We start from the raw sequence: 14,772 nt of genomic DNA, 5'->3' as shown, positions 1-14,772 counted from the left end.
GGAGAGAACACATCCGAGACGGCAATCAGCCCAAGGACGACCGCCAGGCAAAACACCGCTCCGCCAATTATTTCGAGTAGATTCATAAGTTCTCCGCTCAGCGCTCCCGATAAAGCGCCACGGCCGAAAAAGGCTACGTGGACGCTCTCAATGCTAGTCAAACATAAAAGAGCATGCACAAAGGTTGCCAGCCCACGGCCGAAGTCTTCCCGCCCGCCAGGAACATGCTGTCGACGATGGATCGCAGAGCGCACGGCGAGGTGTAGTAAAAAGGAAGCAGAGGATAGCAGAAACTATCTTCTGCACATTAATAGTCTGCCGATATGGCTGGAGGCAATGTACTGGGGCGCACGGAAACACTCATCCAAGCGATGCGCGACTAACTAATGGCGCTTTGCGGGCCTTAGTCATGCGAGGGGTAGACCGGCGGGATGAAGTGATTCCCAACGCGTGTCGGGAGAGACGTGGCGCGACGTGCCACGCGAATGGTCGGCGCCACCCGGCTAGCTACGCAGCCAACCGGATCGCGAAGCGGATCGCTCATTCTTACGACGAAAACTCAGCGAATGATTGTCGAATCCGATACGTCCACGCGCGGACCGGCACTGTCCCAGTCGCTGTTGACGAAAGCATGGCGTTTGGGATGCACCCAGGTAGGCCGACGACTCGAGATAGATCCGGTTACGATGCGTCCTTCGGTCTTGAGCCTCGACACGCTGAAAGCCGCGTCCCGGCTGCCTTCGTCGTGGTGTCCTTCTATCGAGATAGTCACGTGCTTGTCTTGAACTCCCGGCAGCGCCGCGAGCCACACGAGAATACCGATTTGGCAGTTGCGCGTGACTGGATCGACGATGCGGATATTTTCGAGTACGTCCGTGTTGAAGTTCGGCTCGATATCGAGGCCGGCGGCGGGTGGCGTGCCGGCAATGTTCTCCCACACCGGATGATCGAACAGGACGTTTTTCCCGCTGATGATCGAGGTTCCTTGCCGGCGGCATCCGCTGGCGTAGTGGTTCATGATCCTGAGATCGCTCGAATAAGGCAGTCCGCCGTGAAAGCTGTTGCTGATATAGATGCCGTCACCCCAGCAATCTATCGTGTAGGGTGAAAGTATGGTCACGTCGCTGCTGCCCGCGATCGAGATACCCATCCCCCACTCACCGCCCTTCGCGGTGTTGAGATCCTTGCTTCCATCCAGGCGCGGACGTTCGACGACCACATGCTGCACATCCCAGATCCGGAGAATTTCGTAATTCGTTTCGCGATGGGGGAGCAGCTTGATCGACGCGCCATCCACGAAGCGCACATGACTTCGACTTCTCAGATGCACGCCGGCGGCGTCGATACGGGACGGCCCGGTAATGACGAGGGTCTTGCCGACTGAACTATCGACGGCCTTCTGCAGCGCTTCGCGGTCGTTTGTCCGGCCGTCGGCGCGCACGCCGAACCATCTGTCGACCACTTCGTCTGCGCTGTCCTGGCGGCCGGACTGAGCAGTGGCTGCCTCGACGGGCCGCAAGCCGGCCGCACCCGCCATCGTGCTCCACGCCAATGCTCGCAATTTCTTCAATGCTGTTCGACGTCCGTTCATCGGTGCTCTCCCTTCGTCACCGACGCAGCATGCGGGCCAGGCGTAGCGGGGACGACGTGAGCAGGCGCATCGCCAGTGCAACGCCCGGCAGCGCACTGCCCACGCGGGTTCCTTCTTCGAAGGAAATGAAGCGGCTTCGGTTGCGCTTGACGAAGTCGATCGTCTTGGCAATCTGTTCGTCGCCGAGCGTATTGACATGCAGGCAAATCGAATAGACGCCGAAGCCGAAGTGCAGTGGCGATGCGAACAATTGCGGAACAGCGGTCAGGTTGCCGAAGCGGTACGGAAAGACACCATAACCATCGGTCAAATAGCGAAAGTCGAGTGCCGCCAACGCACGCAGCGTATTTTCGTCGAATGAATGCGACGGCGCCATGAACACGGGCTGCCATACGTTATGCCCGACCATGATGCGTTTGCCTGCCTCGAGCTTGGAGAATTGCTCGTCGTAGGAAAGACCCGCGAGCTCAGATTGCCGGCCGATGCGGAGAATTCCCGGATCGCGCGTCACGTATTGATGCGTGTAGCCATGTTGCGCGATGGTCCAGCCCCGCAAGGCCCAGCCGCGAATCAATTCCCAGAAGGCGTCGTTGGCGGGCTCGACGCACAGGCTGGCGTCGAGGGAGTTGGGCACGACGCCGACGAGCAGCGGCAAATCGAGCTCAGCGGAAAGGTCGTCAAAGGCCCTGAACTTCGACCACGCCATTTCCGGCGTGATGTCGTCGAAACGGAGGATGAACTTGGTGGAGGACATGTTCGATCGATCAAGTTTCAGGTTGCGAGCCGGATTATTTCCGCCCGAAAATTCAGGCCCGACTATCCCGCTCGGCTGCCGCGTCGTCCGTGAAGCCCATCTGCGCTGAGAGCAATTCGTGATAAACGAGCAGCGTCTTGTTGATCACGATGTTTTCGTCGAACTCGCTCAGGGCGCGTGCTCGCGCTGCATTGCCGAGCTTGCGGCATAGCGCGCGATCGTCGTCGAGCAAGCGGATGGCGTCGGTCAGTGCCACGCTGTCGCGCACCGGCACGCGCAAGCCGTCCTCGCCGTTTTTGCTCACCACTTCGCGGCAGCCCGGTACGTCAGTGGTGACGAGCGGCAACGCGCATGCGGCAGCCTCGATCAGCGTCTTCGGCAATCCTTCGCGATAGCTCGGCAAAACAACGACATCGACTTCCGAGAGCAGCGCCGGCATGTCCCAAACGTGGCCGCGCCATTCGACGAGACCTTCTTTCACCCATTCTTCAACGGTCTGCTTCGGTACGGACGTGGGATTGCCCTCGTCGGGCGAACCAGCAAGAATGAATTTGATCGTCCGGCCTTCGCCTGCCAGCGTGCGGACAGCCGCTATGTATTCCGCGAGACCCTTGTCCCAGAGCAGGCGCGCCGCGAGCAAGACGCGCAGCGGCTCGATTGAGGTCGTATCGCTTCTGGTGCGCGCGTTGAACCTGGAGCAATCGACACCGGAGCCCTTGATGAGCCGGATGGCGCTGTCGCTGACAATGTTGGCCTCCTTGAAGAGCGTCGCATCGTCCGGATTCTGCAGAATCAACGCGCTGCCGTTGCCGTTGAGTGCGAGGCGCATCAACTGCCGCACGACCGGCTTGAGTACGCGCGCCTTCCTGTCGCTGCTGGTGAACACGTAGCCCATTCCCGCTACCGCGTTGATGCGCGCGGGCACGCCCGCGAGTTTGCTTGCCACCGACCCGTACACGGCGCTCTTGATGGTGAAGGCATGCAACAGCGCAGGCTTTTCTTTCTGCAGGAAGCGTACGAGCCAGGCGAGCAAAGTCAGTTCGCGCAACGGGTTCAGGCTGCGGCGCTGCATCGGTATGGCATGCCAGCGAAACCCTAGTGCCTGCAGCTTGCCGCCGCAGTCGCCGGGTGGCGACAGCAGCACGACCTCATAGCCGTCCTGTCTGAGCCGCTCGGCCAGCGAGCGCCGAAAATTGTAGAGATACCAGTCCGTATTCGCGAACAGCACGACTTTACGTCCGTTCATGGTCCGGCTCCTGTGCGCAAAATGTTTCTGGCGATTCCGCGCCGCTCGGCTCGTGCGGAGCGCATGGGCTTAGCTCGTGCGGCAAGCTTCCTGCGTGACGCAGACCTCCCATCCGTCGGCCGGTCCGCGTTCGCCGGCGTCATGGCGACGCGCCTGCACGGACAAAAAAGGAGAGAAGGGAAAAAGCGGCGCGCCCCTCATGACGCACCCGCATTCCCGCTGGCTGGCCGCGTGGAAAGCGTGAGATACAGATAAGAGGCGTAAGAGCAGACGCACATCAAGGTGGTGGCAAGCATCACGCCGGAAATGCCGAGCCAGCGGATAAAGATCAGATTGCCGCCGGCCTTGACGATGAAATTCAGCGCAGCGACCCAGGCCATGGCCCTGAATCGGCCCTCGCTTGCGAGCAACTGCACTAGCACCAGCACGCCGAAATAACACGGAATCTGCAAGAGCCCCCAGCGGAACAGGCCGGCTACCGCCTGCGTGTCGGCGGCGGTGAAGGCACCGCGCTGAAACAGCAACGCCACCCCGATCGGTGCAAGCGCCCAAGCCACCACGACCACGCCGACACCGATGACCGTCATGACCATCGACCACTTGAGCGCGATGGTGCGGGCGCGCGCGTGATCGCCTTTGCTCAGCATCTCCGACAGCACCGGCAGCGTCGCACGGCTGATCGCCACGGCGCCCATGCCGACCAGGAGCGCGATGATACGGTTGGCGTAGCCAAGCGTCGCGATCCCGCCGTCCCCCAGACCCGCGACAAAGTACTGATCCAGCGGCGTATCGAGGGCCATGATGAACTGCCCGATCATGAACACGCCCACGGCGCGACCCATCTTGGGCCATTGGGGCGACGTGAAACCCAGGCGATAGTGCGGACGGATGCCGTCTGCCTTCCTCGAAAGCATGATCAGCAGGAAAGCCTGTACGAAGAACCCGGCCGTCGAGCCGATTACCAGCGGAAGAGACATCCGGTCGGTTTGCCAGCCGAGCACAAGGCACAAGGTGCATATGGCGGGCACCGATTCCAGGAATGTGTTCACATGCCGCTCGCGCGCCTGCAAGCGCGCTGCGTGTATACAGACGGTCAACGTCAGAATGCCGATCGGCCACATCCAGAACATCATCTGGCGAGACAATGTCCTCGTCTCCTCGGAGAGGTTTCGGCCGATCAGCTTCAGCGCAAGAGGCCACGCGAAGTACAGGAGCGCGGCAAGGGCCGCGCCGACAACGAGCGCCATCACGTCGAGCTCGCCCAGGAAGCGTGCGCGCTCTTCCTTGTGTTTCATATGCATGCCGACGAGCGTGGGAATGAGCACGACGCTCAACACGGTGACAAACACGGTGGGCAACCATGAGATCGCGGTAAATGACAGCTGATAGGCATCCACGATGTTGCTGATGCCGTAGCGGTAGGCGATCGCCATTTCCTTGAACGCACCTGCGCACTTGGCGAGGAGCGCGAACGCCGACACCCACATCGCACTTCTCGCAATGCGTATGTGATCCGGGTGAATGCTCAGCAGACGGTTACGCCAGCTCGCGATTTGCGACATGAATGCCCACCATCGTGGAGAAAAAGACGCGTCGTCGGCGCGACGACCCAGGTCGATCGCCTTGCGGTGAAAAAATCAAGGGGACAATGCACCGCCAGTGGCGGGCTTTGAGTCATGGACGGCTTGCCTGGCCGTGACGAGTGACGAGAGGTCGCGAAGCATGGTTTGATCGATAATCGATCGGTTTAAAAGGAACGCATCGGTTGCGCCTATTTCCCAGCGATGAATCATGAATCCATCGAACAGACTCGTCACGAATCCTCAGCGGATTGCACCATGAAGTCTGACGCACGATCCTGCAAACCCGGTACTGGATACAGTTAAAGAATTCAGTCTGCTCGCCAGGTGACACAAAGCTACCGTACCAGACTACAAAACAATGCGCGGTATCGAACATATGCTGTATTCGCCCAGTAGAACGAAGCGTCTCGAAAATATCTGATTAATCGATCAGCAGATTCAGGTGAATACGCTGCCACCGGCCTGACGAGTTTGAAAGGCGCGGCGAAAGTGGTTTCGAAATCAGGGGATTCCCACGCAGGGAAGACCTCAGCAGACCTGTTTCGAAAAGCCCGCTGATCGTCTGGATTTATCTCATTCGTTGGCGGTCAACGTTTTCATACTCGATTTCTGTACGATCGGCACCTTGGGCAGGTCCTCGCCGAAAACCTGCATGTTTCGAAACATGTCTGTTTCAGGTATGCCAATATTTATATCAGCCGTTTTTGCTACGGCTGTGACCTCGCTACTCCATTTGTCCATGAACATATTGATCATTTTTCCCCGATCTTCATCGGCATGCGCGTAGAAGCCGACCAAACGCGCCGTGCCGGCGGGCACGCCGGAATCCGGTAAATCCGCGGAAGCCGTCTTTTCACCCGAGACTATCCAGCAACTTGCTGCCAGACGTTCGCTTCGCACCAGGGTATAAACATCCGCGCCTTGATCGATGAAGCGCCATGCCTCGCTCACGAAATCGCGAAGTGACTGCGCGTGCGTCGATTCGTAACGTATAAGATCGGCGATCTTGTTCTTTCCAACGGCTTCCAACCGCTCGTCGTGGTGCGCACAGTCCACCGTGTTGAGTCTGTGCAGGCGAAAGCGGATCTCCGGTGCTCGGGGAGCGGGAGGCGGACTGCTGGAGACCGGCGCATCGTCCGGCTTCCTGCGCAGCGACGACGCAAGAGCCTGTGCAGGATTCTTGACCGCAACTCTCACCAGCCTTTTTACCGCTCTCTGGGCCAGCTCACGCGTCGGCTTCGACTCAATGGCGGATCTGAGACTCGGAATGAAATATAGCGTCAGCGTTTTTTCATGCGCGGTCGCCAGCTGTTCCTTGTATTTGGACCCGCCTGGCGTGAGGTCGAAGACGCGCTGCTCCTGGATCAGTCTCTTTGCCAGCATCAGCATGTGCAGCATTGCAGGACTATGACGCGAGTAAAACGGGGAATAACCCATCGAAAGCAGGTGCACGTATCCGTTTCCCTGAAGGCCGAGGAACCAGGCAACGATGGCTTCGTCTACCTTCAGCACGGACATATGCAGCGCGTCTGAATTTTTCGCAACGCCGACCCAGAGTCTTTTGAGATCGACGTCCCTTAGAAATGGACTGGAGTCGTATTGCTCGATCTGACGAAACTCGTACAACGGCCACGCGCGCTCGAAGATTTCGGCGAATTCGTCGCGTTCGATCGTTACGAACGAGACGGCTCCGAGCTTCCTGAGTCGGTTGAGTTTGACCTGTTTCGATTTCAGCGACTGATCGACGCGCTGTTGTGCATCCAGACCTATCAAAGGTCGAGAAGACGGCCGAAAAAAGCAGATACCCTTCAGCCAGCTCGACTGTTCAACTACTTCCAGGCGCACCCGCGGAGGAATGTATTTCAGCATTAATACTTTTCGCGGCCACTTTTCTCTGAGCACACTAAAAGCTTCGGAGACAAATGCGTCATTAGCGTCTTCGTGCGCGAGCCAGACCTGATATTCGGCGTAGACATCGCCGGCATAGACGAGTTGTCCTGTCGATCGATTGATGGCCAGCGTGAGAAGTCCGCAGAGTTGGCCCCCGGGAGTGCTCTTGCTTAAAATAACAGGGATGAATCGTTCGCGATACGTTTCATACCAGACCTTGACAAAGTCCGGGGATTGAAACACGGTGCCCCAAGGGCACCTCTCGCTTAAGTCGCGCCATTGATGTAAAAAAGCAGGCTCTGAGATCAGATTGAAAGCATTTTCATTGCTGGAAATGACGATCGTTATTTTCATGATTAAAATCGTTCCCGATATCGGTTGGGCCTGACGCATACCTGGTTCAATCAGCTTATAGTATTATTAAATATGAAGAGGGGTTATTGGCACGGGAAATATAAATCACAATTTTTCGCGTGTCTAATAAGGGTTAACGTTATATCGATTTAATCGCTCGGACGTCTTTTTGTAGTCGATCCGACACATTCAGACGTCCGCACTGCCCCGTTTTCATTAGATTAATCAGGACTTTCAGTCGAGAGGTGCGGAGACAGGCCGGTCGTTAATTCAGCTATTCAGGAACAGGCCGTAAGCGACGTGCATCCCGAAGTGCCCCCATTCATGCAAAACGGCGCGGATTCCTCCGCGCCGCCCACGTCATCCAGTCCAGGTAGATCAGCGATTCACCAGCCGCTTCGGCATCAGCAACACGAGCAATCCGCCAATCGCGAGACACGCCGCCAGCGTGTACACGCCGAGATCGGTCGAATGCGTCCTGTCGATGAACCAGCCGATCACATACGGGCACTCGAAGCCCGCCAGGTTGCCGAACGAGTTCACCACCGCTACGCCGGTCGCGGCCGCCGCACCGGCCAGGATCGCGGTCGGCAAGCACCAGAACTGGCACAGCGTGGTCATGACGCCCATCGTCGCGACCGTGAGGCCGATCATCGCGAGCGTCACGTTGCCGCTGCCCGCCATGACCGCGGCGATCCAGCCCGCCGTGCCGATCAGTCCCGGCACCGCAACGTGCCAGCGACGCTCGCGGCGCGCATCCGAGCTGCGTCCGACGAGGATCATCGAGATCGCGGCGGCCGCATACGGCAGGGTCGTGAGGGAGCCGATCGCGAGCGGGTCCTTCACGCCGGATCCATTGATCAGCGTCGGCAGCCAGAAGCCCACGCCGTACAGGCCCATGATGAAGAACAGGTCGGTCACGGAGAGCGCCCCGACCATCGGGTTCGTGAAGCCGTCCTTGAACGCGTGCGATTCGATGCCGTTCGCGTCGGCCGCGACATTTGCGGCGAGCGTCTTTTTCTCGGCGTCCGTGAGCCACTTCGCCTGCTCGAAACCCTTGTCGAGCATGAAGATGATGACGATGCCCAGCACCAGCGACGGAATCCCTTCGAGCAAGAAGAGCCATTGCCAGCCAGCGAAACCGTGCATGCCGCTCATCGCGAGCAGGATCCAGCCCGACAGCGGACCGCCGATCACACCCGAGACCGGGATGCCGGTCATGAACATCGCAATGATCCTGCCGCGCCGCGCCGACGGATACCCATAGGTCAGGTACAGGATCACGCCCGGGAACAGGCCGGCTTCGGCGAGACCGAGCAGGAAGCGCAGGACGTAGAACGTGGTGGGCGTCTGCACGAACATCATCGTGGCGGAGATGATGGCCCGGGTGATCATCACGCGTGCAATTCACAAGCGCGCGCCCACCTTGTGCAGGATGACGTTGCTCGGCACTTCGAAGATGAAATAGGCGATGAAGAAGATGCCCGCACCCAGTCCGTAGACCGTCTCGCTGAAGCCGAGGTCCTTCAGCATCTGAAGTTTGGCGAAGCCGACGTTCACGCGGTCCAGATGCGCGGCGACATAGCAGAGAAACAGGAGGGGAATGAGGCGCCACGTCACTTTCGCATACAGCGTGGACTCCGAGGTGTCCGCGCGCTGATACTCAGGCGACGCCGGGAACGTTTGTCTCGACGTAGTCATGGGGATGTCTCCGATCTTTCTTTATGAAGCGTTTGCCTCGCCTTTCTCCGAAGGCTAGGCCTTGCTGCAGGAACATCGGGCCGCGATCAGTCGAACATGTCGGGCTGCGTGGCGATCAGTCGTTCCAGATGGTATGAAAGTGCAGCCAGCCGATATAGTCGCTGCCCACGTGCTCGCGGCTGTAACGCGCGCGATCTTCCGGCACGAGCTTCGGTGTGATGCCGGTGGCCTCGATCATCAGCTGTTGCTGACAGCAGCGCTCGAGCGCGATGAACCAGAACGCGGCGGAGTCGATGCTGTGGCGGCTCGCCGTGAGCAGGCCGTGATTCTGGTGAATGGCGGCCTTCACGCCCTTGAACGCGTTCGCGACCTTGTTGCCGCCCTTCATCTCGACAGCCACCTTGCCGGCCTCGTCACCGATCACGACGTGGTCTTCGAAGAACGCGCACGCGTCCTGCGACATCGGGATCAGCGGCTTGCCGAGCGCCGCGAACGCGGTGCCGTAGACCGTATGCGCGTGGCACATCCGTGGCATATCGCCACGATGTCCTAATGCTGCTCATGCACTGCCGCGTGCAGCACGAAGCCCGCACGGTTGATCGCGTACTTGCCTTCGACCACGCTGCCTTTGTGATCGGCGCAGATCAGATTCGAGAGCTTGACTTGCGAGAAGTGCACGGCCATCGGGTTGGTCCAGTACAGCGACGGATGCTCCGGATCGCGCACGGTGAGGTGGCCGGCGAAGCCGTAATCGTAGCCCTGCAGCGCGAACGCACGGCACGCGGCCACCAGCCGCTCCTTCAGACACTGGCGATGCTCGGCATGGCTGGAGAACGCCGGCATTTCCGGGAAGATCAGGCCGTCCTGCTCCGGCTGTTATCGACACGCGACCTTGAGATCGATGGTCGGTTCGGCGGTCTTTGCGGGGGTCTCGATGACGTCGCTCATGGTTCGCTCCATGCATATTGATTGGGGTTGAATGATGTTGACCTCGGCCACGCCAGAGCACAAACGAAGGCTGTTCAAGAAACATGAATCTGATTCATGAAGAGGCCGGCAGACGGTTCAGTTCCGCCCAAAATGGTAGTTCGTGTACGCAATGCAACATTTTTCGCCGAACCTTGCGTTCGGTGTGAGCGTCCGATGGTTCCGTACACGAAACGACGCGAAACCCGCGCGCGCCCCGTCCTACAAGGCTCGTCGAAAAGTCCACGCTGACGTCGGCGATCCAGGCGCTCCAAACCCTATCCACGAATGCAACATTTTTCGCGAAACACTTGTTTCTTCGTGGAAGGGGGCCTCCTATCCGCGACCCACCTGATCGGCAATCTTTGCCGGTGCCTTGATCCACCGGTTGACGGGCCATTCAGCAGACGAAAACGTTAGCGCGCCGGCAGGGTCTGTGCGCTTACGGTATGAACGTCACTGTTCACGACTGAAACATTTTCGTTCGTCGACCGCTCGCGGCCTCGGGTGTCCGGGCGCAAACCCACACAGACCCCATACAGAACGTGGCCTGGCACACCTCTCGCTTATGTATGACCAAGCACGAAGGCCGCCGCGATCCAAAACCACAACAAGCAGCGGCGGCCGGGTGCAACGGGGCTGGTCACAGCGGCTTCGACGATCGACACAGAATTGATCGCGAAGCCGCTGGGGGCCAGAAAAAAATCAGGCGCGAAGCGCACAGAGAAAAGAGCATAAGAACATGTTGACACTTCAATCGGATCTGCACGGCAATCACCTGTTGGGCGCGCTTCCGGCGCAAGAATGGCAGGCCATCGCGCCGCATCTCGAACTCGTCCAGTTGCGCACCGAGCAACTGCTCTGCGATTCGGGCCAGCGCATTCATCACGTATATTTCCCGACGACCGCAATCATCTCGCTGCTCCACACGATGGAAGACGGCGGTTCGGTCGAAGTCGCGGCAGTCGGACGCGAAGGGATGTCCGGCGTGCCGGTCCTGACCGGCGGCGACACGATGCCGACGCGCGTGCAGGTCCAGTGCTCCGGCTTCGCCTATCGCATGAGCGCGGGCGCCTTGCGCGAGCACTTCGGCCGCTCCGATTTCCTGCGCCGCGTGATGCTGCTCTATATGCAAGCCCTTCTGACGCAAGTCGCGCAAACGGCGGCGTGCAATCGTCACCACTCGCTGTCGAAGCAACTGTGCCGCTGGCTCCTGATCCAGACCGACCGCACGCCGTCGGACCAGCTGCGCGTGACGCAACAGATGATCGCGGACATGCTCGGCGTGCGTCGCGAAGGCGTGACCGAAGCCGCCGGCAAGCTGCATGACGCGGGCCTGATTCATCACAGCCGCGGCTGCATCAAGGTGCTGGACCGCGCCGGCCTGGAAGAGCGTGCGTGCGAATGCTACGGCATCGTCAAGCGCGAATTCGACCGGATGCTGCCGCGTCGTCAAGTCGAAGCACTGGTGTAAGCATGAGCGACCGTGACGGGGCGGCGCGGGCCGCTCGCGTCATCGGTGGATGAATCGGACGGAACCGTCCGTTGAGTGACCGGCCGCCGCCGCGCCGTGCAATGAAACCGGCAATGCGGCAGGCGCGAATGGCTCCAGGACGCAGCCAGGCAGCATCCTCAGACACCGCCACGCGCGGACCGCTTTACTTCCCGAGATTCTCCATCGTCGCTGCGCCGTCGGGCCCTTCGCCCGTCCGTGCCGTTGCGCCGCGCGGAGCGGGCATGCCGCCCTTGAGCCACAGATAGAGATCGCGCAACGCGTGCACGATCCGGTGGCTGATCACGCCCCACGCCGAATTGCCGATCTGCATCGACCACGCGTAGCTGCGATTGCCTCGGCCCCAGTAGGTCTTGAAGCGCTCCGAGCCGACGCCGAAGTCGATATCGTAGTGCTGCTCCAGCGCCCACTTCACCGCGTGTTCCCACGCCACCGCGCCGGCGCCGAATTTGCCATAAGCCGGATCGAAACTGGCGATCACCGCGTTGGCGAGCGGATGGCCGTGACTCATGATGGATACCGCAATCGGCTGATCGCCGAGCATGACGGCAATCAGACGGGCGGGCGGCTCGCCCGTGGGAAAGCCGCCTGGCTTCGTCAGCGTCGCCATCAGATACATCTGGTAATGCGACGAGAACAGCCAGACGCCCTGCTTGCCCGTGCGCTCGCCCCACTGACGCTTCCACGCGAGCATCGCGCGCACGCATCGATCAATCGTGCGCGTATCCGACGGCTCGATCATCCGCACGCGCAAGTCACCTTCCTTCGCGAGGCGCCGTTCCAGCTGTCCTGGCTTCTTGCCGTTCATGGTGCCGAGCGAACGGCAGTAAGTCGCCCAGTCGGTTTCGTCGCGCAGCTGCGCGACCCATGACTCGTGGCGCGAACGCCCCAGCACGTGCCGCTCGCGCAGCGCGATGCGATGCAGCTCGGAACCCTCGTTCACATAAGGCAGATGCACGAAGTCCGCCTTGCACTTCGCACAGGCGAGACGCCACGCCGCCTCGATCAATCCCGGCGCGCGCGGGCCGTCCTCGACGAGCACGCTGGTGTAGTCGGCGGCATCCGGGCTGAGCGGCAGCAGATAGGTCCAGAGGATGCGCCGCCACGAGACGAGCGGCCAGACGAGCCGCAGCTCGCCGTTTTCGCGCAGCACGATGCAATGCAGCTTCCTTCCTTGAGGAGCGGCCACGTGCCGCCAGGCGAGCAGGCAGATGTCGAAGCGCTGGAAATACCGTCCGTTTGCCTTGAGCCAGAGTGCATTCCATTCGCGCTCGAGCGCGAGGAAACCCTGTTCGTCGCAAACGACTTCAAGTTGTGTCTGGTCGTGATGGTCGTTCATTGAATCCCCGAGACCCGATGCGCGAGCGCGACTGCGCCCGTCACGGATGCTCCGGCGGCGGACGTCTCTTTTGCGCCCTTTCCACCAGTTCATGCCTTTTACGAATTTACTCGGGGTGACGGCGACTTGTCGGCCAACTATCAGTGCTTTTCACGCAGAAAGCGAAAGATGATGGCATTTTGTCTTCGGAATAAACGATTTTGCGCAATTATTCGTAAGCTATTATTTTTCTCTGCGTAATGCGTTGGTAAATCTCGCGCATGTATGACGGCCCTCAGGCGCCCGCATGCGCGCCGCGCAGATGAATGCCGAGCGCGCGCCGTGCGCTCAACGCGAGCAACACGCAGGACAGCGCGTTGAAGAGAAACAGTCCGCTCGGGCCGACGACGGTCATCAGCGAAGACGCGAGCGCCGGGCCCGCCATGCCGCCGAACGAGAACAGCGCGAGCAGCGTCGCGGATATGGCCACGCGATGATGCGGCTCGGTCCGGTCCTGCACGTGCGACACGATCAGGCCGTACTGCGTGAAGGTGACCGCTACATAGGCGAGCGTTGCGCACCAGGTGACCACGCGCACGTCGATGCAGAACAGCACGAGGCTCAGCGTCGCCGAAATCGACGCGGTGATGTACACCAGACGACGCCGGTCGAAGCGATCGGAGAGGCGGCCCATCGGCCATTGCGGCACGAGCGCGCCGATCAGCGCGACGCCCATGAAGGTCGCGAGTTCGCTCGTCGAGAAGCCGGCGCGCTGAAGATAGACCGGCATCATCGCGTAGAAGGCGCTGTAGATGAAACCCGCGAGCACGCAGCCCGGCACGGCAAGCGGCGCGGCGGCCATCATGTCGCGCACGCTCTCCCGCCAGGTGCGCGCGGGCACGCGGTGCAGGGATTCGTCGGCCACCTTGACGGGCCAGCCTTCGAGCAGCGTCACCGGCATCACGGCCGCCGCGAACAGGGCCGCCGCGATCGAGAATTGCTGCCCGCCCATGCCCGCGCCGAAGTTCAGCAGGAACTGTCCGCTGCCCACCGCGAGATAGTTGATGGCCGCATAGGTGCCGAAAACCTGTCCGCGCTTTTCGTTCTCGACCGTGCCGTTGAGCCAGCTTTCGATCGACACATACAGGCCCATGAAGGCGAAGCCGGTCAGCAGGCGCACGAGGGCGAGCGTCCACGGCGATTGCGCGGCGCCGAACGCGAGCGCGAGAATCGACGCCGCCGCCGAGTACGCGACAAAAGTCCGGTGCTGCCCGATGCGGTCGATGAGCCTGCGGTTGACCATCGCGCCGAGAATGAAGCCGGCGTAGTAACACGACTGAACCAGACCGATCACGATGGTCGGATAACCGGACTGCATGATGCGCAACGGGATCAGCGTCTGGAACAGGCCATTGCCGACGATCAGCAGCGCATAGCTGATGAGCAGCCCCGCGAGCGCGCGATAACTGCTGCCCGCGCCGGGCGGATGGACGTGCGGTGCGGCATCCAGCGGCGCGGGCGCGGCGGGCGGCGTCTGCCGGCCGAACAGCGCGGCTTCGGTGAGCGGCCCGGTGCGGGTGACGGCGGGCGCTTCCGATTCGAGGCTCGTGTCCTTCGGTGCTTCGCTTGCTGTCTCTTCCTGGGTTCCGTGCGGCAGCTCTGCGGCATCGCCCGCTGGATCGCGTGCGATTGCGTCTTCGGTTTTTGACATGACACCCTTGAAGTTCGCTATCGGGCGGCTCTTGTCGTTGAGTGACCGAACTCGCCCGCGCTGGCTGTTAAGCGCTCAGACAAGAATGGTAACCGGCTCCGCCCATGTGGATGCCGTCATTTGCTTATTGTTACCGTGCGCGGTT

8 protein-coding genes and 2 pseudogenes are annotated in these 14,772 nt (G+C 60.6%); 1 reads left to right on the top strand and 9 read right to left on the bottom strand.

The window, feature by feature from the left end:
* Positions 1-559 precede the first annotated feature (559 nt).
* The 7 genes and pseudogenes from QCE63_RS20090 to QCE63_RS20060 all read right to left on the bottom strand — a co-directional run bounded on the left by QCE63_RS20090 (position 560) and on the right by QCE63_RS20060 (position 10,067).
* Positions 560-1,591, bottom strand: coding sequence for a right-handed parallel beta-helix repeat-containing protein (locus QCE63_RS20090; RefSeq protein ID WP_309835405.1), 1,032 nt, complete (start codon positions 1,589-1,591; stop codon positions 560-562).
* Positions 1,592-1,607: 16 nt separating this feature from the next.
* A complete protein-coding gene (locus QCE63_RS20085; RefSeq protein ID WP_309835402.1) occupies positions 1,608-2,345 on the bottom strand; it encodes a DUF2334 domain-containing protein in 738 nt (245 codons plus the stop codon).
* Between the two features lie 52 nt (positions 2,346-2,397).
* Positions 2,398-3,591 (bottom strand): glycosyltransferase family 4 protein, encoded by a 1,194-nt coding sequence (locus QCE63_RS20080; protein ID WP_309835401.1) that lies wholly within the window; start codon positions 3,589-3,591, stop codon positions 2,398-2,400.
* Between the two features lie 197 nt (positions 3,592-3,788).
* Positions 3,789-5,078: a lipid II flippase MurJ gene (gene murJ / locus QCE63_RS20075; RefSeq protein WP_309835507.1), complete on the bottom strand. Its 1,290-nt coding sequence runs from the start codon at positions 5,076-5,078 to the stop codon at positions 3,789-3,791.
* Between the two features lie 669 nt (positions 5,079-5,747).
* On the bottom strand, positions 5,748-7,418 hold the full coding sequence (locus QCE63_RS20070; protein ID WP_309835399.1) for a GNAT family N-acetyltransferase: 1,671 nt from the start codon (positions 7,416-7,418) through the stop codon (positions 5,748-5,750).
* A gap of 378 nt (positions 7,419-7,796) precedes the next feature.
* A pseudogene (locus tag QCE63_RS20065) lies at positions 7,797-9,119 on the bottom strand (MFS transporter).
* Positions 9,120-9,205: 86 nt separating this feature from the next.
* A pseudogene (locus tag QCE63_RS20060) lies at positions 9,206-10,067 on the bottom strand (class II aldolase/adducin family protein).
* Between the two features lie 760 nt (positions 10,068-10,827).
* Here QCE63_RS20060 and QCE63_RS20055 point away from each other — a divergent pair.
* A complete protein-coding gene (locus QCE63_RS20055) occupies positions 10,828-11,559 on the top strand; it encodes a Crp/Fnr family transcriptional regulator (protein WP_309815229.1) in 732 nt (243 codons plus the stop codon).
* Between the two features lie 184 nt (positions 11,560-11,743).
* Here the strand turns inward: QCE63_RS20055 and QCE63_RS20050 are convergent, their stop codons facing one another.
* Positions 11,744-12,937 (bottom strand): GNAT family N-acetyltransferase, encoded by a 1,194-nt coding sequence (locus QCE63_RS20050; protein WP_309835398.1) that lies wholly within the window; start codon positions 12,935-12,937, stop codon positions 11,744-11,746.
* 274 nt (positions 12,938-13,211) lie between these two features.
* Positions 13,212-14,627, bottom strand: coding sequence for an MFS transporter (locus tag QCE63_RS20045; RefSeq protein ID WP_309835396.1), 1,416 nt, complete (start codon positions 14,625-14,627; stop codon positions 13,212-13,214).
* Between the last annotated feature and the right edge of the window lie 145 nt (positions 14,628-14,772).

It is taken from the genome of Caballeronia sp. LZ065, assembly GCF_031450975.1.
GTDB lineage: Bacteria > Pseudomonadota > Gammaproteobacteria > Burkholderiales > Burkholderiaceae > Caballeronia.
Note: the sequence above shows the minus strand (reverse complement) of the source record. Positions and strands in the feature narration are given on the sequence as shown.

Bases quoted from the DNA above. Each gene is read 5' to 3' on its own strand.
- QCE63_RS20090 (WP_309835405.1), bottom strand. From the start codon at position 1,591: ATGAACGGACGTCGAACAGCATTGAAGAAATTGCGAGCATTGGCGTGG.
- QCE63_RS20085 (WP_309835402.1), bottom strand. From the start codon at position 2,345: ATGTCCTCCACCAAGTTCATCCTCCGTTTCGACGACATCACGCCGGAA.
- QCE63_RS20080 (WP_309835401.1), bottom strand. From the start codon at position 3,591: ATGAACGGACGTAAAGTCGTGCTGTTCGCGAATACGGACTGGTATCTC.
- murJ (WP_309835507.1), bottom strand. From the start codon at position 5,078: ATGTGGGTGTCGGCGTTCGCGCTCCTCGCCAAGTGCGCAGGTGCGTTC.
- QCE63_RS20070 (WP_309835399.1), bottom strand. From the start codon at position 7,418: ATGAAAATAACGATCGTCATTTCCAGCAATGAAAATGCTTTCAATCTG.
- QCE63_RS20055 (WP_309815229.1), top strand. From the start codon at position 10,828: ATGTTGACACTTCAATCGGATCTGCACGGCAATCACCTGTTGGGCGCG.
- QCE63_RS20050 (WP_309835398.1), bottom strand. From the start codon at position 12,937: ATGAACGACCATCACGACCAGACACAACTTGAAGTCGTTTGCGACGAA.
- QCE63_RS20045 (WP_309835396.1), bottom strand. From the start codon at position 14,627: ATGTCAAAAACCGAAGACGCAATCGCACGCGATCCAGCGGGCGATGCC.